Annotated in this window: 10 protein-coding genes; 8 read left to right on the top strand and 2 right to left on the bottom strand. The window is 75.1% G+C overall.

Going from position 1 to position 18761, the window contains the following annotated elements; genetic code table 11:
* Nucleotides 1-4 precede the first annotated feature (4 nt).
* The 7 genes from ACIOHG_RS25115 (at nucleotide 5) to ACIOHG_RS25085 (ending at nucleotide 16944) form a co-directional block, all read left to right on the top strand.
* Nucleotides 5-9619, top strand: a complete 9615-nt coding sequence (locus ACIOHG_RS25115; RefSeq protein WP_400953843.1) for an amino acid adenylation domain-containing protein — start codon at nucleotides 5-7, stop codon at nucleotides 9617-9619.
* 45 nt (nucleotides 9620-9664) lie between these two features.
* Complete coding sequence (locus tag ACIOHG_RS25110; protein ID WP_400702072.1) at nucleotides 9665-9877, top strand: MbtH family protein; 213 nt, start codon at nucleotides 9665-9667, stop codon at nucleotides 9875-9877.
* 87 nt (nucleotides 9878-9964) lie between these two features.
* Nucleotides 9965-11737, top strand: coding sequence for an ABC transporter ATP-binding protein (locus ACIOHG_RS25105; protein ID WP_400953842.1), 1773 nt, complete (start codon nucleotides 9965-9967; stop codon nucleotides 11735-11737).
* A 254-nt stretch (nucleotides 11738-11991) separates the two neighbouring features.
* A complete protein-coding gene (locus ACIOHG_RS25100) occupies nucleotides 11992-13749 on the top strand; it encodes an ABC transporter ATP-binding protein (RefSeq protein ID WP_400953841.1) in 1758 nt (585 codons plus the stop codon).
* Nucleotides 13750-13862: 113 nt separating this feature from the next.
* Nucleotides 13863-14693, top strand: a complete 831-nt coding sequence (locus ACIOHG_RS25095; RefSeq protein WP_400953840.1) for a siderophore-interacting protein — start codon at nucleotides 13863-13865, stop codon at nucleotides 14691-14693.
* The gene (locus ACIOHG_RS25090) at nucleotides 14690-15862 is read left to right on the top strand and encodes a FecCD family ABC transporter permease (RefSeq protein WP_400953839.1); all 1173 of its coding nucleotides are present in this window, start codon (nucleotides 14690-14692) and stop codon (nucleotides 15860-15862) included. The genes ACIOHG_RS25095 and ACIOHG_RS25090 overlap by 4 nt, the downstream gene beginning before the upstream one ends.
* Nucleotides 15859-16944: a FecCD family ABC transporter permease gene (locus ACIOHG_RS25085; protein ID WP_400953838.1), complete on the top strand. Its 1086-nt coding sequence runs from the start codon at nucleotides 15859-15861 to the stop codon at nucleotides 16942-16944. The genes ACIOHG_RS25090 and ACIOHG_RS25085 overlap by 4 nt, the downstream gene beginning before the upstream one ends.
* A 12-nt stretch (nucleotides 16945-16956) precedes the next feature.
* Here the strand turns inward: ACIOHG_RS25085 and ACIOHG_RS25080 are convergent, their stop codons facing one another.
* Nucleotides 16957-17841 carry an amidohydrolase family protein gene (locus ACIOHG_RS25080; RefSeq protein WP_400953837.1) on the bottom strand — a complete coding sequence of 295 codons (885 nt, stop codon included), beginning with the start codon at nucleotides 17839-17841 and terminating at the stop codon, nucleotides 16957-16959.
* Between the two features lie 50 nt (nucleotides 17842-17891).
* Here ACIOHG_RS25080 and ACIOHG_RS25075 point away from each other — a divergent pair, with 50 nt between their 5' ends.
* Nucleotides 17892-18467, top strand: coding sequence for a hypothetical protein (locus tag ACIOHG_RS25075; protein ID WP_400953851.1), 576 nt, complete (start codon nucleotides 17892-17894; stop codon nucleotides 18465-18467).
* Between the two features lie 7 nt (nucleotides 18468-18474).
* Here the strand turns inward: ACIOHG_RS25075 and ACIOHG_RS25070 are convergent, their stop codons facing one another.
* Entirely contained in the window at nucleotides 18475-18699 is a 225-nt protein-coding gene (locus ACIOHG_RS25070; protein ID WP_400953836.1) for a hypothetical protein, read from the bottom strand.
* Nucleotides 18700-18761 lie beyond the last annotated feature (62 nt).

The following is an 18761-nucleotide window of genomic DNA, read 5'->3' as shown; positions in this document are numbered from 1 at the left end:
GATCATGAGCAGCGAATCCACCACCTCGCACGACGACGACCCGCAGCAGACCGGTGCGGCGCCTTCGGACCTGGAGGACGTGTATCCGCTGTCCTCGCTCCAGGAGGGCCTGCTGTTCCACGCGCTGTACGACGACGGGGCGCGGGACGTCTATGTCGTGCAGTCGTACCTCGATCTCGCGGGGGAGGTCGCGGCGGACCGCCTCGCGGCGGCCGTCGACGCGCTGCTGGTACGGCACGCCAACCTGCGGGCCGGGTTCTGGTACGAGGACCCGCAAGACGTGGTGCAGTTCGTGCAGCGCACCGTCGGGACCCCGCTGCGTACCGTCGATCTGACGGAGCGTCAGGAGGGCGACGTGCAGGCGGTGATGGACGAGGAGTGGCGCCGCCGCTTCGACCTGGACGCGCCGCCGCTGCTGCGGTTCGCCCTGCTGCGGTTGGGGGTTGAGCGGTACCGCCTGGTGCTGACCTGCCACCACCTGCTGCTGGACGGGTGGTCGATGCCGATCGTGGTGCGGGAGTTGCTCGCGCTGTACCGGGGTGAGGCGCTGCTGCCCGTGCGGCCCTACCGGGATCATCTCGCGCTGCTGGCGACCCGCGACACCGCGGCCGCCGAGCGGGCCTGGGCGGCGGCGTTGGACGGGTTCGAGGGGCCGCACCCGGTCGGGCCGGCCGTCGCGGGGGCGGGTGCCGTCGAGCCGGGGCTGATCACCCGGTACGCGGGGCCGGAGTTGACGGCGCGGCTGGCGGCGGCCGTCCGCGGGCGCGGCCTGACGCTCGGGAACGTGGCGTACACGCTGTGGGGGGTGCTGGTCGGTGCGATGACGGGTCGGACCGACACCGTGTTCGGCACCACCGTCTCGGGGCGGCCCGCCGACCTGCCGGGGGCGGAGTCGATGGTCGGGCTGTTCATCAACACCGTTCCGGTCCGGGTGCGCCCGGCCGCCACCGCGACCCTTGCCACGGCCGCCGCCGAAGTGCAGCGCGCCCAGGCGGAGTTGCTGGATCACCAGCACCTCGGCCTGGCCGCGATCCAGCGGGCGGCCGGGGTCGGCGGAGCGCTGTTCGACACGCTGCTGGTGGTGGAGAACTACCGGGGTGGCGGCGACGGGCTCAAGGAGGCGCTGGCGGGGGCGGGCGGCCCGGTCGTCACCGGGCTCGGGGCCCGCGACGCCACCCACTACCCGCTGGGCCTGACGCTGCTGCCCGGTGCGGACCTGCGGGTCGAACTCGAGTACCGGCCCGACGTGTTCGACCAGGCGGAGGCCCAGGCCGTCGCCGAGCGCTTCCTCGGCCTGCTGGCCGCGTTCGCCGCCGACCCGGACACCCCGCTGGCCCGCCTCGACCTGCTGACGGCCGCCGAACGGGACGCCCTCCCGAAGGCGACGACCGGCCCGGCGCTGCCCGCCGTCCCGGCGCCCGGCATCGACGACCTGCTGCGCGCCCGCGCCGCCGAGCAGCCCGCGCTGCGCGCCCTGGTCGGCCCCGGCCCGGACGGGACCCGCACCGAGCGGAGCTTCGCCGAACTCGACGCCGACACCGACCGGTTGGCCCGCCTGCTGCTGTCCCGGGGAGTGCGCGCGGAGCAGATCGTCGCGCTCGCGCTGCCGCGCTCCACCGAGTCCGTGACCGCGCTGCTCGCCGTGCTCCGGGCCGGCGGCGCCCACCTGCCGATGGACCTCGACCACCCGGACGAGCGCCTCGCGTTGCTGCTGGACGACGCCCGCCCGGCCGTCCTGCTGACCACCTCGGCGGTGCTGCCCCGGCTGCCCGCGCACCCGGCCGCCACCGTCGTGCTGCTGGACGACCCGGCGGTCCGGGCCGAACTCGCCGCCCTGGACGGCGGACCCGTCACCGACGAGGAGCGCGGCGGACCGATCGACCCCGCGCAGGCCGCGTACGTCATCCACACCTCCGGCTCCACCGGCCGGCCCAAGGGCGTCGTGCTGGCCCACGCGGGCCTGGCCAACCTGGCCCACGACCACCTGGGCCGGGAGTTCGCGGCCGCGCTCGCCGCCACCGGCGACCCGCGCCTGCGCGCCCTGCACACCGCCTCGTTCTCCTTCGACTCCTCCTGGGAGCAGCTGATCTGGCTGCTCGGCGGCCACGAGCTGCACCTGCTCGGCGAGGACGACCGGCGGGACGCCGAAGCGGTGGTGGCGTACACTCGGGCCGAACGGGTGCACGCCCTGGACGTCACCCCCAGTTACGCCCAACAGCTGCTGGACAGCGGCCTGTTGGCGGGCGAGCACCGCCCGCCGGTGCTGCTGCTGGGCGGCGAGGCCCTGCCCGAACCGCTGTGGACGGCGCTGCGGACGAGGTTGCGGGAAGAGCCCGGCGTCACCGTGCTCAACTACTACGGGCCGACCGAGTTCACCGTGGACGCCCTGGTCGCCGACCTCGCCGACAGCGCCACCCCGACGGTCGGCCGCCCGCTGACCGGCGGCCGGGCGTACGTGCTGGACGCGCTGCTGCGCCCCGTCCCGGACGGCGCGCCCGGTGAACTCTTCCTGGCCGGTGTGCAGGTGGCGCGCGGCTACCTGGGCCGGCCGGGGCTGACGGCCTCCCGTTTCGTCGCCGACCCGTTCGGCGAGCCGGGCTCCCGGATGTACCGGACCGGCGACCTGGTGCGCCGCCGCGCCGACGGTGCGCTGGACTACCTGGGCCGGGCCGACGAGCAAGTGAAGATCCGCGGCTACCGGATCGAACTCGGCGAGATCGAGGCCGCGTTGGCCGAACACCCGGGCGTCGCGCAGAGCGCCGTGCTGCTGCGGCGCGGCCCCGTGGACCGGATCGTCGGCTACCTGGTGCCCGCCGCCGGGGAGTTGGACCCCGCCGAGGTGCGGGCCCACCTCGCCGCCCGGCTGCCCGAGTACATGGTGCCCTCGGCGTTCGCCGTGCTGGACGCGCTGCCGCTGACCGTCAACGGCAAGCTCGACCGGGCGGCGCTGCCCGAGGACGGCCTCGCCTACGCGGGCGCGGCCGGCTCCCGGGCTGCCGCCACCGCCACCGAGGAACTGCTCTGCGCGCTCTACGGCGAGGTGCTGGGCCTGCCCGCCGTCGGCGCCGAGGACGACTTCTTCCGCCTCGGCGGCGACTCGATCTCCTCGATCCGGCTGATCGGCGCGGCCCGCGCCGAAGGATTCGCGCTCAGCCCCCGGGACGTTTTCGAGCGCCGCACGCCGGCCGCGCTGGCCGCCCTCGCCGACGGGCGCGGCGCCGCCGGGGCAGCACCCGAACTGCCCGAACTCCCGGCCGCCACCTCGGCCGAGCACGCCGCCGTCCGGGCCGCCGCCCCGCACCTGGAGATCGCGGAGATCTGGCCGGTCTCCCCGCTCCAGGAGGGCCTGCTGTTCGAGGCCGCCTACGACGACGGCGCCGTCGACGTGTACACCGCCCGCGACGTCATCACGCTGGACCGCCGCCTGCCGCTCGCCACCCTGCGGGCCGCCGTCGCCGCCGTCCTGGACGCCCACCCCAACCTGCGGGCCGGCTTCCTGCCGACCGGCCCCGACCGGCCCGTGCAGTTCGTCCCCCGGGCCGTGGACGTGCCGCTCACCGAACTCGACCTCTCCCACCTCGGCGAGGCCGAATTCGCCGCCGAACTGGCCGCCTTGACGGCCCGCGAGGCCGCCACCCGGTTCGACCTGGCCGCGCCGCCGCTGCTGCGCCTGGTCTCGGTGCTGGCCCCCGGCGGCGGTCAGCGCATCCTGGTCACCAACCACGCCCTGCTCTGGGACGGCTGGTCTTCCGGCCTGTTCCTGCAGGAGCTGCTGGGCCGCTGCGCCGACCTGCCCGCACCCGAACCCGCCCTGCCCTACCGGGACTTCCTGCGCTGGCTGGCCGCCCGCGACGGCGCGGCCGGCGCCGCCGCCTGGACGGCCGCGCTGGCCGGGCTGGACGGCCCGACCCTGCTCGCCCCGCAGGCCCGCGAGCGCGCCGGACTGCTCCCGCACTCCGTCACGGCCCGGCTGAGCACCGAACTCAGCGGCCGGATCACCGAGTTCGCGCGGATCCGTGGCCTGACCCTGAACACCGTGCTGTCCGGCGCCTGGGCGCTGCTGCTCGGCGGCCTGACGAACCGTCAGGACGTGGTGTTCGGCGGCACCGTCTCCGGCCGCCCGGCCGAACTGCCCGGCATCGACGGCACGATCGGCATGTTCCTGAACACCGTCCCGGTCCGGGCCGTGCTCGACGGCTCGGAGTCCGTCGCCGCCTTCCTGGCCCGCCACCAGGCCGAACAGGCCGCCTTGCTCCCGCACCACCAGACCGGCCTGGGCACGATCCAGCGCGGCACCGGCTTCGGTCGCCTCTTCGACACCCTCCAGGTGCTCCGCAACACCCCCGCCGACGCCGACACCCGCGCCGAACTGCGCGACCGCCTGGGCGTCCGGGAGATCGAGGACGTCGACGCCGCGCACTTCCCGCTGATCTTCATCACCAACCCCGGTGAGGCGCTGACCTTCGAGTGGAAGTACCGCCCGGACGTCTTCGACCGCCCCGAGGTCGAGCAGCACGCCCAGCGCCTGATCGTCCTGCTCGACCGGCTCACCGCCGACCCCGACCGCCCCGTCCGGACCCTGGACGTGCTGACCGGCGCGGAGCGGGAGTTGTTGGGGGAGTGGGCGGCGACGGGTCGTGGGTTGCCGTCTGCTTCGGTGGCGGAGTTGTTGGCGGAGCGGGCGGTATCGGTGCCGGGTGAGACGGCGTTGGTGTTCGGGTCCCAGTCGTGGACGTATGCCGAGCTGGATGCGCGGGTGGACCGGTTGGCGCGGTTGTTCGCGTCGCGGGGTGCGGGTCCGGAGCGGGTGGTGGCTCTGGGGTTGCCGCGTTCGTTGGACATGGTGGCGGCGCTGTTCGCGGTGCTGCGGGCGGGTGCGGCGTATCTGCCGCTCGAACTCGACTACCCCGCCGACCGGTTGGCGTTCATGGTCGAGGACACCGCGCCGGTGGTGCTGGTGACGGACTCCACGGCCGCCGCCCTGCTGCCGGAGCACCCCGTCACCCTGCTGCTGGACGACCCGGCCGTGACCGCCGAACTGGCCGCCCTGCCCGCCGAGCCGTTCCGGGTGCCGTACGAGCCGGACGCCGCCGCGTACGTGATCTTCACGTCGGGGTCGACGGGTCGGCCGAAGGGGGTGGTGACGCCCTACCGCGGCCTGACCAACATGCAGTTGAACCACCGGGAGGCGATTTTCGACCCGGTGGTGGCCTCGGCCGGCGGCCGTCGGCTGCGGATCGCGCACACGGTGTCGTTCTCCTTCGACATGTCGTGGGAGGAACTGCTCTGGCTGGTCGAGGGCCACGAGGTGCACGTCCTCGACGAGGCGCTGCGCCGCGACGCCCAGGGGCTGGCCGACTACTGTGCCGAACAGTTGGTGGATGTCATCAACGTGACACCCTCTTACGCGCAGGCGCTGGTGGAGTGCGGCCTGCTGGACGAGGATCGGCACCGCCCGGTGCTGGTGCTGCTCGGCGGCGAGGCCGTCGCCGAGACGCTGTGGTCGAAGCTGCGCGAGACCCCGGGTGTCATGGGCTACAACCTGTACGGGCCGACGGAGTACACCATCAACACGCTCGGCGGCGGCACCCTCGACTCCGCCACCGCCACCGTCGGCCGGCCGATCTGGAACACCGTGGCGCACGTCCTCGACGCCCACCTGCGCCCCGTCCCGGTCGGCGTCCCGGGTGAGTTGTACGTCAGCGGTGTCGGCCTGGCCCGGGGCTACCTCAACCGCCCCGGCCTGACCGCCGAGCGCTTCGTCGCCGACCCCTTCGGCACCCCGGGCTCCCGGATGTACCGCACCGGCGATGTCGTCCGGTGGCGGCGGGACGGGTTGCTGGACTTCCTCGGCCGCGCCGACGACCAGGTCAAGATCCGCGGCTACCGGATCGAACCGGGCGAGGTCGAGGACGCGCTCACCCTGCACCCGGACGTCGCACAGGCCGCCGTACTGGTCCGCGAGGACACCCCGGGCGTCAAGCGCCTGGTCGCCTATCTGGTGCCCGCCGCAACGGAGTTGGACCTCGCCGAGGTCCGGGCCCAGCTCGCGGCCCGGCTGCCCGAGTACATGGTGCCCGCGGCCTTCGTAGTGCTGGACGCGCTGCCGCTGACCGTCAACGGCAAGCTCGACCGCAAGGCGCTGCCCGCGCCGCAGCTCGGCGGCGGGGAGCGGGCGCCGCGCGGGGCCCGGGAGGAGATCCTGTGCGGCGCGTTCGGCGAGGCGCTGGGCCTGGCGGAGGTCGGTCCGGAGGAGAACTTCTTCGACCTCGGCGGCCACTCGCTGCTCGCCGCCCGCCTGGTCGCCAAGGTCCGCGCCCTGCTCGGCGGCGCCCTGACGGTCCGTGACCTGTTCGAGGCCCCGACGCCCGCCGACCTGGCGCTGCGCCTGGACGGCCCGGGCGAGGCCCGCCCCGCGCTGACCCGCGGGGACCGGCCCGCCGACCTGCCGCTCTCGCACGCCCAGCGCCGGATGTGGTTCCTGCAGAACCTGGACGGCGACGGCGCCACCTACAACGTGCCGCTGGTGGTCCGGGTCGCCGGCCCGCTCGACACCGACGCGCTGCGCACCGCCGTGCGCGCCGTCAGCACCCGGCACGAGAGCCTGCGCACCGTCTTCACCGAGCGCGACGGCTCGGTGTTCCAGCACCTGCTGGACGCGCCGCCGCACCAGGAGGCGATCGAGCTGCGGCCCGTCACCGAGGCCGGCCTGGACGCGGCGGTCGAGGCCGCCGTCCGGCGCGGCTTCGACCTGGCGACGGAGCGTCCGTTGCGCGTCACCGTGCTCGAACTCGGGCCCGAGGACCACGTGTTGGTGCTGCTGTTCCACCACATCGCGGGCGACGAGTGGTCGATGCTGCCGTTCGTCGAGGACCTGACCGCCGCCTACGCCGGGGAGGCGCTCGCGCCGCTGCCCGTGCAGTACGCCGACTACACCCGCTGGCAGCGGGAACTGCTCGGCGACCCCGCCGATCCCGACAGCCTGCACAGCCGACAACTCGCCTACTGGCGAAAGGCGTTGGCGGGACTTCCGGAGGAGCTGGCGCTGCCGCTGGACCACCCGCGCACCCCCGCCGCCGGGTACCGGGGCGACACCGTGCACGCCCAGGTGCCGCCGGCCGTCTACCGGGGCCTGCGGGCCGCCGCCCGGGCCACCGGCACCACGACCTTCATGGTGCTGCGGGCCGCCGTCGCCACCCTGCTGCACCGGCTCGGCGCGGGCGAGGACATCCCGCTCGGCGCACCCGTCGCGGGCCGCGCGGACAGCGGTCTGGACCGCCTGGTCGGCTTCTTCGTCAACACGGTGGTACTGCGCACCGACCTGGGCGGCGACCCGACTTTCGCCGAACTCCTCGGCCGGGTACGGGAGTTCGACCTGGCCGGCTTCGCCCACCAGGACCTGCCGTTCGACCGCCTGGTGGAGGACCTGAACCCGCCCCGGGTGCCGGGCCGCCACCCACTGTTCCAGGTGATGCTGGGTTACCAGCACAACGACGGGCAGGCCGGGCGGCTGCTCGGCCTGGAGAGCCGGATCGTGCCGTTCGAGCTGGGCGCGGCGAAGTTCGAACTCGACTTCAACTTCGAGGAGACCTCCTCGGCCGAGGAGATCGACATCGCCTTCGAGTACGCCGCCGACCGCTACGACCGCACCACCGCCGAGGCCCTGGTCGAGCGCCTGCTCGCCGTCCTCGCCCAGGTGGCGGCCGACCCGCACCGCCGGGTCGGCGCCCTGGACGTCCTGACCGACGGCGAAAGGAAGCTGCTGGGGGAGTGGGCGGCGACGGGTCGTGGGTTGCCGTCGGCTTCGGTGGCGGAGTTGTTGGCGGAGCGGGCGGCTTCGGTGCCGGGTGAGACGGCGTTGGTGTTCGGGTCCGAGTCGTGGACGTATGCCGAACTGGATGCGCGGGTGGACCGGTTGGCGCGGTTGTTCGCGTCGCGGGGGGCCGGTCCGGAGCGGGTGGTGGCGTTGGGGTTGCCGCGTTCGTTGGACATGGTGGCGGCGTTGTTCGCGGTCCTGCGGGCGGGTGCGGCGTATCTGCCGCTCGAACTCGACTACCCCGCCGACCGGTTGGCGTTCATGGTGGAGGACACCGCGCCCGTCCTCCTGGTCACCGACCGGGCCGCCGAAGCGCGGATGCCGTTCACCCCGGGCGTGCCCCGCCTGCTGCTGGACGACCCGGTGGTCGAGGCCGAACTCGCCGTGCTCCCCGACACCCCCTACCGGGTGCCGTACGAGCCGGACGCCGCCGCGTACGTGATCTTCACATCGGGTTCGACGGGTCGACCGAAGGGAGTGGTGACGCCCTACCGCGGCCTGACCAACATGCAGTTGAACCACCGCGAGGCGATCTTCGACCCGGTGGTGGCCTCGGCCGGCGGGCGTCGGCTGCGGATCGCGCACACGGTGTCGTTCTCCTTCGACATGTCGTGGGAGGAACTGCTCTGGCTGGTCGAGGGCCATGAGGTGCACGTCCTCGACGAAGCCCTGCGCCGTGACGCGGAAGCCCTCGCGGCCTACTGCGCCGAACAGTTGGTGGATGTCATCAACGTGACACCCTCTTACGCGCAGGCGCTGGTCGATCAGGGACTGCTGGACGAGGATCGGCACCGCCCGGTGCTGGTGCTGCTCGGCGGTGAGGCCGTGGCCGAGACGCTGTGGTCGAAGCTGCGGGACACCCCGGGCGTGATGGGTTACAACCTGTACGGGCCGACGGAGTACACCATCAACACGCTCGGCGGCGGCACACTCGACTCCGCCAGCGCCACCGTCGGCCGGCCGATCTGGAACACCGTGGCGCACGTCCTCGACGCCCACCTGCGCCCCGTCCCGGTCGGCGTTCCTGGTGAGCTGTACGTCAGCGGCGTCGGCCTGGCCCGGGGCTACCTCAACCGCCCCGGCCTGACCGCCGAGCGCTTCGTCGCCGACCCCTTCGGCACCCCGGGCTCCCGGATGTACCGCACCGGCGACGTCGTCCGGTGGCGACAGGACGGGCTGCTGGACTTCCTCGGCCGCGCCGACGACCAGGTCAAGATCCGCGGCTACCGGGTCGAGCCCGGCGAGGTCGAGGACGCGCTGAGCGCACATCAGGACGTGGCACAGGCGGCGGTCGTGGTCCGCGAGGACACCCCGGGCGTCAAGCGCCTGGTCGCCTACCTGGTCGCAGGTGAGGGTACCCTTATCGAGGCCGCTGCGATCCGTCGTACGCTGGCCGCCCGGCTGCCCGAGTACATGGTGCCCGCGGCCTTCGTGGTCCTGGACGCCCTGCCGCTGACCGTCAACGGCAAGCTCGACCGCAAGGCGCTGCCCGCGCCCCGGGCCGAGGACTTCACCACCGGCGGCGAACGGCGCGCCCCGCGCTACCCGAGCGAGCGGGCGGTGCACGCGGCGTTCGCCGAGGTGCTCGGCCTGCCCGAGGTCGGCATCGACGAGAACTTCTTCGACCTCGGCGGCCACTCCCTGCTGGCGATGGAACTGCTCCAGCGCCTGCGCGCCGACTTCGAGGGGGACCTGCGCCTGCCCGACCTGCTGACCCGGCCCACCGTCTCGGCCCTCGCCGAGTTCCTGGTCGACCGGCTGGTCGGCGCCGCCCTCGGCGACGCACCGTCCTGCTCCGCCTGACCCCGGCTTTCCCACCCATCCCCACCCCTTCGAGGAGAGACTCCGATGGCTGCCACCAACCCCTTCGAGGACGACGACGCCCGCTACCTGGTCCTGGTCAACGACGAGAACCAGCACTCGCTGTGGCCCGCGTTCGCCGAGGTCCCGGCCGGCTGGCGGACCGTGCACGGCGAGGACACCCGCGAGGGCGCCACCGCGTGGATCGACGCCCACTGGACCGACCTGCGCCCCGCGAGCCTGGTCGCCCGCACCTCCTGACCCGACCGCCGCCGGAGGGGACGGCCCGGCACCACCGGGGTCGTCCCCTCCGCCGCACCTCCCGCCGACCGACGGATGGCCAACGCCGTGAGCACCCACCAGCCAGCCCCCGCCGCCGACCCGACCGCCGAGCACGCGGACGCCGAGCGACTCGCCGACGAGGACCTGCCGCCGACCGCGCTCTCCCCGGAGCGCCGCCGCCGCGCCAAGGCCCTGCTGCGCGGCGCACTGCGCCCGCACCGCGGCACCGTCGCCGCCGCGATGACCGCCGCTGGCGTCCGCCAACTCGCGCTGCTCGCCGTCCCCTGGTGCGTGCAGCAGGCCCTCGACGAGGGGCTGCAGAAGCACGACGGCGGCGCGCTGGCGCGCTGGGCCGCCGCGACCGCGCTCGCCGCGCTGGTCCAGTTCGCCGGCCTGTACGGCTGGCAGTACTGGGCCGGGTACGCGGACGCCAAGGTCGGCGCCGACCTGCGCGGCCGGCTGCTGCGGCACCTGTCCGGGCTGGACCGGGCCGCGCTCGCTGCCCGCGGCCACGGCGACCTGGCGATGCGCGCCACCCGGGACACCGACCTGGTCCGCGAGTGGGTGCACGGCCTGGCGATCTGGGTGGTGCTCGGCACCACCTTCCTCACCGTGCTGCCCGCGATCGGCGCGCTCGACCCGAGCCTGCTGCTGGTCACCCTGGCCACCCTGCCGTTCCTGGTCTGGGTCAACCTGCACTACCCGCGCCGCTTCGCCACCGCCTCCGCCGACCTCGCCGCCGCGCACGGCGCCCGCGCCGACGCCGTCGCCGACCTGCTCCAGCTCGGCACCGGCCTGCGCGGCACCGGCGGCCACCGCCCGCTGGTCGACCGGCACCACGCCGCCAGCGCCGACGTCACCCGACGCACCGTCACCGCCGCCCGGGTCGAGGCGTCCTGGGCCGCCGTCGCCCCGCTCGTCCCGCGACTGGCCGTCGCCGCGGGCGTCGGTCTCGGCGGCCTCGCCGTCCTGGACGGGCGGCTCAGTGTCGGCGGGCTGGTCGCCTTCACCTCCTGGATGGCCATCGTCACCCTCGCCACCCGGGTCCTGGTCGACCGGCTGCTCGAACGCGGCCAGGCCGACGTCGCGGCCGCCCGGATCGACGAGGCGCTCTCCATCGGCGCGACCGTCGCCGACCCCGCCGCCCCCGTCGACCTCCCGGCCGCGGGCCCGCTGGAGTTCACCGGCGTGCGCGCCCGGCGGGACGGCAAGGACGTCCTCGGGCCGGTCGAACTGACCGTCGCGGCAGGCGAGTTCGTCGCTCTCTCGGGTGCCACCGGCGCCGGCAAGAGCACCCTGCTGCGGCTCGGCGTCCGGCTCGACGACCCCGACGCGGGCACCGTCCGCTACGGCGGCGTCGACCTGCGCGCCGCCGCGCTGGACCGGGTCCGGACCCGGATCGCGTACGTCGCGCAGCGGCCGGTGCTGCTCTCCGGCACCGTCGCCGACAACCTGCGGCTCGGCCGCGACCTCCCGCAGAGCGCACTGGAGGACGCCTGCCGCACCGCCGCCCTGCACGACCAGCTCGCCGTGATGCCGGACGGCTACGCCACCGAACTCGGCGAGGGCGGCACCGCGCTCTCCGGCGGCCAGGTCCAGCGGCTGGCGATCGCCCGCGCCCTGCTCGGCGACCCCGCCGTCCTGCTGCTCGACGACGCGACCTCCGCCCTCGACACCACCACCGAGGCCCTGGTCCTGGACCGCCTCCGCCACTGGTCCGCCGGCCGGCGCACCCTGCTCTTCGCCACCCACCGCCCCGCCGTCCTGGCCGCCGCCGACCGCACCGTCCACCTGCACGCCCCCGCCACCCCGACCCCCACGGAGGCCCCCCGTGGCTGAGCCCCCCACCACCGACGCCCGCGGCGAAGCGCTCCGGCCTGCCGGCTTCGTCCGCGCCGCAGGCGGTACCCGCTGCGCGGGCGCCACCCGTTGCACACGCGGCATCCGCTGCGCGGGCCCGGCGCACCCGACGCCGATCGGCGGCCCTTGCGCCCGCGGCGGGCGGCAGCGCCCCGGTTCTCCGTCCTCGGCCGTTGGCGCCGCAGGCAGCCTGCTGTCCGGGTCCGTCCGTCCCGTTCTTCCGGAGGCCGTCCATGGCTGAACAGCCGCTGTTGCGCGAGGAGGCCGACGAGCGCGGGGTGCTGCGGCGGGCCCTGCCGTTCCTGCGGCCGCACCGGCTCCGGTTGGGGGTGGCGCTCGGGGTGGGGCTGGCGGATTCGGCGGCGCTGGTGGCCGTCGCCCCGCTGGTCGGGGTGGCCACCGACGCGCTGCTGGACGAGGACCGGGGGCGGCTCGGTCTGGCCGTCGTGCTGCTCGCCGTCCTCGCCGCCGCCCAGTTGGTGCTGGCCCGGGTCGGCGAGCTGCTGCTGATCCGCAGCGGCGAGGACGTGGTCCGCACCCTGCGCGAGCGGGCCGTGGAGAACCTGGCGACCGCGCCGTTGCGGTTCCTGGAGACGCACCGCAGCGGTGACCTGCTGCGCCGGGCCACCGGCGAGGTCGCCGCGCTGGCCGCGTTCGTCCGGCTGCACCTGCGCAACCTGGTGTCGGCGGTGGCGACCCTCGGGTTCACGCTGACCGTACTGGCCGGGTACTCCTGGCAGTTGCTGCTGGTCCAGCTGGTGGTGTTCCTGCCGCCCGCGCTGCTGGTCACCCGCTGGTTCCAGCGGGACGCCGCGTCCGCGTTCGGCGGGAAGGCGAGCGCGGAGGCGACCGTCGCGGCGACCTTCACCGAGACGCTGACGGCCCGGGAGGCGTTGCAGACCTCGCGCGGCCTGGCCGGCTGGACGGTGCGCTTCGACCGGGAGAACCGGCACGCGGTGCGGGCCGCCCGGCGGGCGCTGCGGGTGGAGAACCGGATCGACCTGGTCAGCCTGGCCGAGGGCCTGGCCCTGGTGGCGCTGCTGGCCGTCGGCGGCCTGCTGGTCACCCGGGACGCGGTGGGCGTCGGCACCGTGGTGGTGTTCGTGGTGGCGAGCCGCAACCTGTTCGACTCCTGCACCGACCTGTCCCAGCTGGTCGGCGAGGTCGCCACCGCCCGCACCGGCCTGGCCCGGCTGCTGGACCTGCTGGCCGCCACCGCGCCCGCCGCCGTCCCGGCCCCCGTCGAGGAGCTGCCCGAGCGCGGTGAACTGCGGTGCGCGGGCCTCGACTTCGGCTACCGCGCGGACGGCCGGGCGCTGCACGGCGTCACCCTGGCCTTCCCGGCGGGCAGCCGCACCGGCCTGGTCGGCGAGACCGGCTCCGGCAAGACCACGCTGGCCAAGCTGCTCTGCGGCCTGTACCGGCCGGACGCCGGCGAGGTCCGGTTCGCGGGGACGCCGCTCGCCGCGATCCCCGAGGAGCAGCTGCGCCGCCGGATCGTGCTGGTCCCGCAGGAGGTCCGGCTGGTCACCGGCACCGTCGCGGAGAACCTGGCCCTGGTGCGGGGCGCGCCGGACCGGGCCGCGATCGAACGGGCCGTCGCCCGGCTCGGCCTGACGCCGTGGCTGGACGGGCTCGGCGGCCTGGACACCGAGGTCGGGCAGCGCGGCTCCCGGCTGTCGGCGGGGGAGCGGCAGATCCTCGGCGTGGTCCGCGCCGTGCTGGCCGACCCGGCGGTGCTGGTGCTGGACGAGGCCACCGCCGACATCGACCCCGGCACCGCGGCCCGGCTGGAGCACGCCCTGGACGAGCTGCACGCCGACTGCACGCTGATCGTGGTGGCGCACCGGCCCGCGACCATCGCCCGCCTGCCCCGGGTGGTCCGCCTGGCCGACGGCGAGGTCGTCGCGGACGGCCGTTCCGAAGCGGCGGCTGAGGGAACGTCACCCCCGGTTCGCTCTGGCCACGAAAAAAAGGTTAGGCTAGCCTAATCTTCAGGCGTTCGCCCGACGCCGCCGCGCCGTCCCCCCGTGCCGTTCTGCCCGGGGCCGGCCCGGCGGCGTCCGGCTGTTCCGGCCACCACCGACCGAATGGGCTGACCGAGATGACCACCACCGCCGCGCCGCCCCGGATGCGGATCGTCCGCCACCCGCTCAAGTACCGCCTCCTGGAGGTCAAGCGGGTCGAACGGGTCACCCCCGGCACGGTCCGGGTCACCTTCGCGGGCGACGCGCTGGAGGGCTTCTGCGAACAGGCCCCCACCGACCACGTCAAGCTCTGCTTCGCCGCGCCCGGCCAGGAGTTGCCCACCGAACCCCTGGTCGAGAACGACACCTGGATGGACGCCCCGGTCGAGCCGATCACCCGCGACTACACGATCCGGCACTACCGGCGCGAGGCCCGCGAACTCGACATCGACATGGTGCTGCACGGCACCGGCGTCGGCTCCGGCTGGGCCGCCGCCGCCCGACCCGGCATGAAACTCGGCGTGTTCGGGCCGCGCGGCTCCGAGCAGATCGACCTCGTCCACGACTGGTACCTGCTCGGCGCCGACGAGACCGCGCTGCCCGCGCTGGCCCGCTGGCTCGAAGCCCTCCCGGCCGGCGCGAAGGCGCTCGCCTTCGCCGAGGTCCCCGGCCCCGCGGACGAGCAGCCGCTCGCCACCGCCGCCGACGCCACCGTGGTCTGGCTGCACCGCGGCGACGCCGAACCCGGCACCACCGACCACCTCGAACGCGCCGTCCGCGCCGCCGAGTTGCCCCCGGGCCTGGGCTTCGCCTGGGTCGCCGGCGAGGCGAACACGCTCCGCCCGATCCGCCGCCACCTGCGCAACGACCGCGGCCTGACCCGCGACCAGGTCGACGTGGACGGCTACTGGAAGCGCGGCACCGCCAACCACGACCACCACGAGGACGAGCACACCCCGCACGCATGAGCACCCAGCACCCCCGAACCGCCCCGCGCGCCGGGCGACTTGACGAGCCCACCGAGCGACTCGACGCGACCGCCGAGCGCCCCCGGCCCACCCGAACCGCCCCGAGCACCGGGCCGCAGGCGGCGTCCGCCCCGGCCGACCCGCCCGCTCCCCGGCGCCGGGCCCCGGCCGCGAGCGCGGGCCGCCGCACCGCCTGGCTGCTCGGGGCACTCGCGCTGCTGGCCGTCCTCGCCGTCCTCTCGCTCGCCGTCGGCGCCCGCGCGATCGCCCCCGGACAGGTCCTGCACGTCCTGCTGCACCGCGAACCCGCCTCCGAGGACTGGATCGCCGTCCACCACTCGCGCCTCCCGCGCACCCTGCTCGGCATCGCCGTCGGCGCCGCCCTCGGCCTCTCCGGCGCGTTGATGCAGGCCCTGACCCGCAACCCGCTCGCCGACCCCGGCCTGCTCGGCATCAACGGCGGCGCCGCCGCCGCGGTCGCCGCCGGCACCGCCCTGTTCGAGCTGCGGACCTTCGCCGCCTTCGTCTGGTTCGCGCTGCTCGGCGCCGCCGTCGCCGCCCTGGTCGTGCAGCTCCTCGGCGGCGGGCGCGCCGCCGCCACCCCCGCCCGGCTCGCACTGGCCGGCACCGCCGTCACCGCCGTGCTCACCGCCTTCGTCAACGCGCTGGTCCTGCTCGACCCGCTCACCCTGAACCGCTTCCGCTACTGGCAGGTCGGCACCTTCGCGGGCGTCGAGGCCCCCGTCCTCGGCCAGGTGCTGCCGTTCCTCGCCGTCGGTGCCGTCCTCGCCCTGCTGCTCGGCCGCCCGCTCGACGCGCTCGCCCTCGGCGACGACACCGGCCACGCCCTCGGCGCCCGCCCCGCCCGCACCCGCGCCCTCGGCCTGCTCGCCATCACCCTGCTGTGCGGCGCCGCCACCGCCGCCGTCGGCCCGATCGCCTTCGTCGGCCTCGCCGTCCCGCACCTCGCCCGCCACCTCTGCGGCCCCGACCAGCGCTGGATCATGCTGCTCTCCGGCGTGCTCGCCCCCGTCCTGCTGCTCGCCTCCGACGTCCTCGGCCGGCTGCTGCTCCGCCCCGCCGAACTCCAGGTCGGCGTGGTCACCGCCTTCCTCGGCGCCCCGCTCTTCATCGCGCTGGTCCGCGGCCGGAGGATCGCCCAACTGTGAGTACTGCCAAGTTTCTTGACGCACCGTCAACCGACCGCGCCCCGGCCGCCGTCCCGCTGCGCGCGCTGCCGCTGCCCGGCGGCCGCTCGGTGCGCTGGCATCCGCGCGCCGCCCTGGTCGCAGCCGTCCTGCTGCTCGCCCTGCTCGGCACCGCCGCCTGGACGCTGACCGCCGGCGACTACCCGCTGCCCGTCCGGGACGTGCTCGACGTCCTCGGCGGCGGCGGGCGGCGCGCCGACCGGTACATCGTCATGGAGGTCCGGCTGCCCCGGCTGCTCACCGCGCTGCTGGTCGGCGCGGCGCTCGGCCTGGCCGGGGCGCTGTTCCAGACCCTGGCCCGCAACCCGCTCGGCAGCCCCGACGTGATCGGCTTCACCGTCGGCTCGGCGACCGGCGCGCTCGCCGTCATCCTGCTGATCGGCGGCAGCGCCGCCACCGTCGCGGGCGGCGCCGTCGTCGGCGGCCTCGCCACCTCGCTGCTGGTGTACCTGCTGGCCCGGCGCGGCGGCACCCACGGCTACCGGCTGGTCCTGGTCGGCATCGGCGTCTCCGCGCTGCTCGCCTCGCTCAACTCCTACCTGATCGCCCGGGCCTCGTTCGGCGACGCGCAGAGCGCCACCGTCTGGCTCACCGGCAGCCTCCACGCCCGCGGCTGGGAGCACTGCACGCCGATGGCGCTGGCCCTGCTGCTCCTGCTGCCCGCCGCCGTGCTGCTCGGGCGGCCGCTGCGGATGCTGGAGATGGGCCAGGACACCGCCGCCTCGCTCGGCGTCCGCACCGAGGCCGTGCAGCTGTGGCTGGTGCTGATCGGGGTCGGGCTGACCGCCGCCGCGACCGCCGCGGCCGGCCCCGTCCCGTTCGTCGCGCTGATCGCCCCGCAGGCCGTCCGACGCCTCACCCGCACCACCGGCCCCAACCTGCTCGGCTCGGCGCTGCTCGGCGCGCTGCTGCTCGCCCTCTCCGACCTGGCCGCGCAGCGGCTGCTGGCGCCCACCCAGCTGCCCGTCGGCGTCCTGACGGGCGTGGTCGGCGGCGGCTACCTGCTCTGGCTGATCGCCCGCCAGTGGCGGCGCACCGCCTGAACTCCCCTGCGTTCAGAGGCCGAACAGCCGGGCGCCGTTGTGGTGGCAGACCGCGCGCAGCCAGTCCGCGCCCAGGTCGAGCCGCTCCAACGCCCGCAGCTGGTGCAGGTACGGGTAGGGGATGTTGGGGAAGTCGGTGCCGAGCAGCACCCGGTCGCCCTGCGCGGCGAGCCGGGGCAGCAGCGCGGGCGGGAACGGCAGGAGGTCCTCGGTGAAGTCGGTGAACGCCATCGTGGTGTCCAGGTGCACCCGTTCGTACCGCTCGGCGAGGTCCAGGAACTCCCGGTACTCGGGCATGCCCAGGTGCGCGACCACCAGGCACAGCCGCGGGTGCCGGGCCAGCACCCGGGCGACCGGCTCCGGCCCGGTGTGCTTCCCCGGTGCCGGCCCCGACCCGCAGTGGATCACCACGGGCGTCCCGGCCTCCGCCAACAGCCCCCAGGCGCCGTCCAGTTGCGCGTCCGCCGGATCGTACCCGCCGACCTGCACGTGCGCCTTGAACACCCGCGCCCCGGCCTCCAGCGCCTCCCGGACGTACTCCTCGACGCCGGGTTCCGGGAACAGCGTCGCGGTGTGCAGGCAGTCCGGCGTCCGGGCCGCGAACTCCGCCGCCCAGCCGTTCAGCCAGCGCGCCATCCCCGCCTTGTGCGGATACAGCATCGCGGTGAACGCCCGCACCCCGAACTCCCGCAGCAGCGCCGTCCGTTCCGCCTCCCCGCGCCGGTACGTGATCGGCCACCCGCGGTCCCCGATCAGCGGCCCGGCCGCGTCGAAGTACTCCCAGACCTTCCGGAGCACCCGCTCCGGCATGAAATGCGTGTGCACGTCCACCAGCCCGGGCAGCCCCAACCCGCCCCAGAACGCCCGGACCTCCGCCGCCTCGCTCACGTCCACCATCCCCCGATCATGCCGCACCCCGGTCGGCTGGCAGACTCGGGCCCGTGGACATGGGAATCACGGGGTTCGAGCGAGTGCCGCTGGTCGGCCTCGCCGCAGTACGGGCAGCACACGGGGCCCGGCTCGCCGCACTGGCCGGCCGACGGCTGACGGGCTTCGCGGTGGTCCGCTTCGCCGAGGACGGCGACGGGTACGCGGACTGCCCGGTGGTGCTGGAGTTCGACGGCCGCCAGGTCGAGATCTGCCACTGGAAACTCGACGAACTGCACCTCGGCTGGGACGCGATCGACACCTCCGCCCCGATCACCGGCTGGGAGTGGTTCGAACTCACCCCGGTCTGGTCCCGCACCGACGACCGTCTCGCCCCTTTCCTGGGCCGGCAGCTGCTGGAGACCGCCCTCCTGGAGTGGCGCCCGACCGACCGCCGCGACCTCGCCGCGGGCACCGTCGCCGTCGAGTTCACCTTCACCGACGGCAGCACCCTGCGCATCGTCAACGGCCTGGACGAGAACCTGCTCGCCTCCGGCCCACCCGACCCCCAGTACCACCGCCACCCCCTGCCCGCCCCGGATGTTCCGGACGTTCCGGACGCCCCGGATGTTCCGGACGTTCCGCCGGGCGGTTGACGGGGCGTCAGCGGGTGGTGTTGCGGGGGTGGTGCTTGGCGGTGCGTTCGTTGCCGCGTTTGTAGTTGCCCGTCCAGCGGGCCATCACGAGTTGGGGGTCGCCGGATTCGGCTTCGGCGAGGAACCGGTCGGCGCGGTTGCCGCGGAGGGTGCCGGCGGGGCGGCCGCGGTGCAGGATCAGGACGGTGCCGTCCGGGCGCTGCTGGTACTCGAATCCCGAAGGGGTCGGCATGGGTGGGGCGGCTCGCTTTCCGTGGCGGGGTCGGGTCGGACCCCCACATGGTGGGGCCGGTC

It is taken from the genome of Kitasatospora sp. NPDC088134 (assembly GCF_044741705.1).
Lineage (GTDB): Bacteria > Actinomycetota > Actinomycetes > Streptomycetales > Streptomycetaceae > Kitasatospora.
The sequence above is the reverse complement of the archived record's forward strand: the minus strand, read 5'-3'. Positions and strand labels throughout refer to the sequence as shown.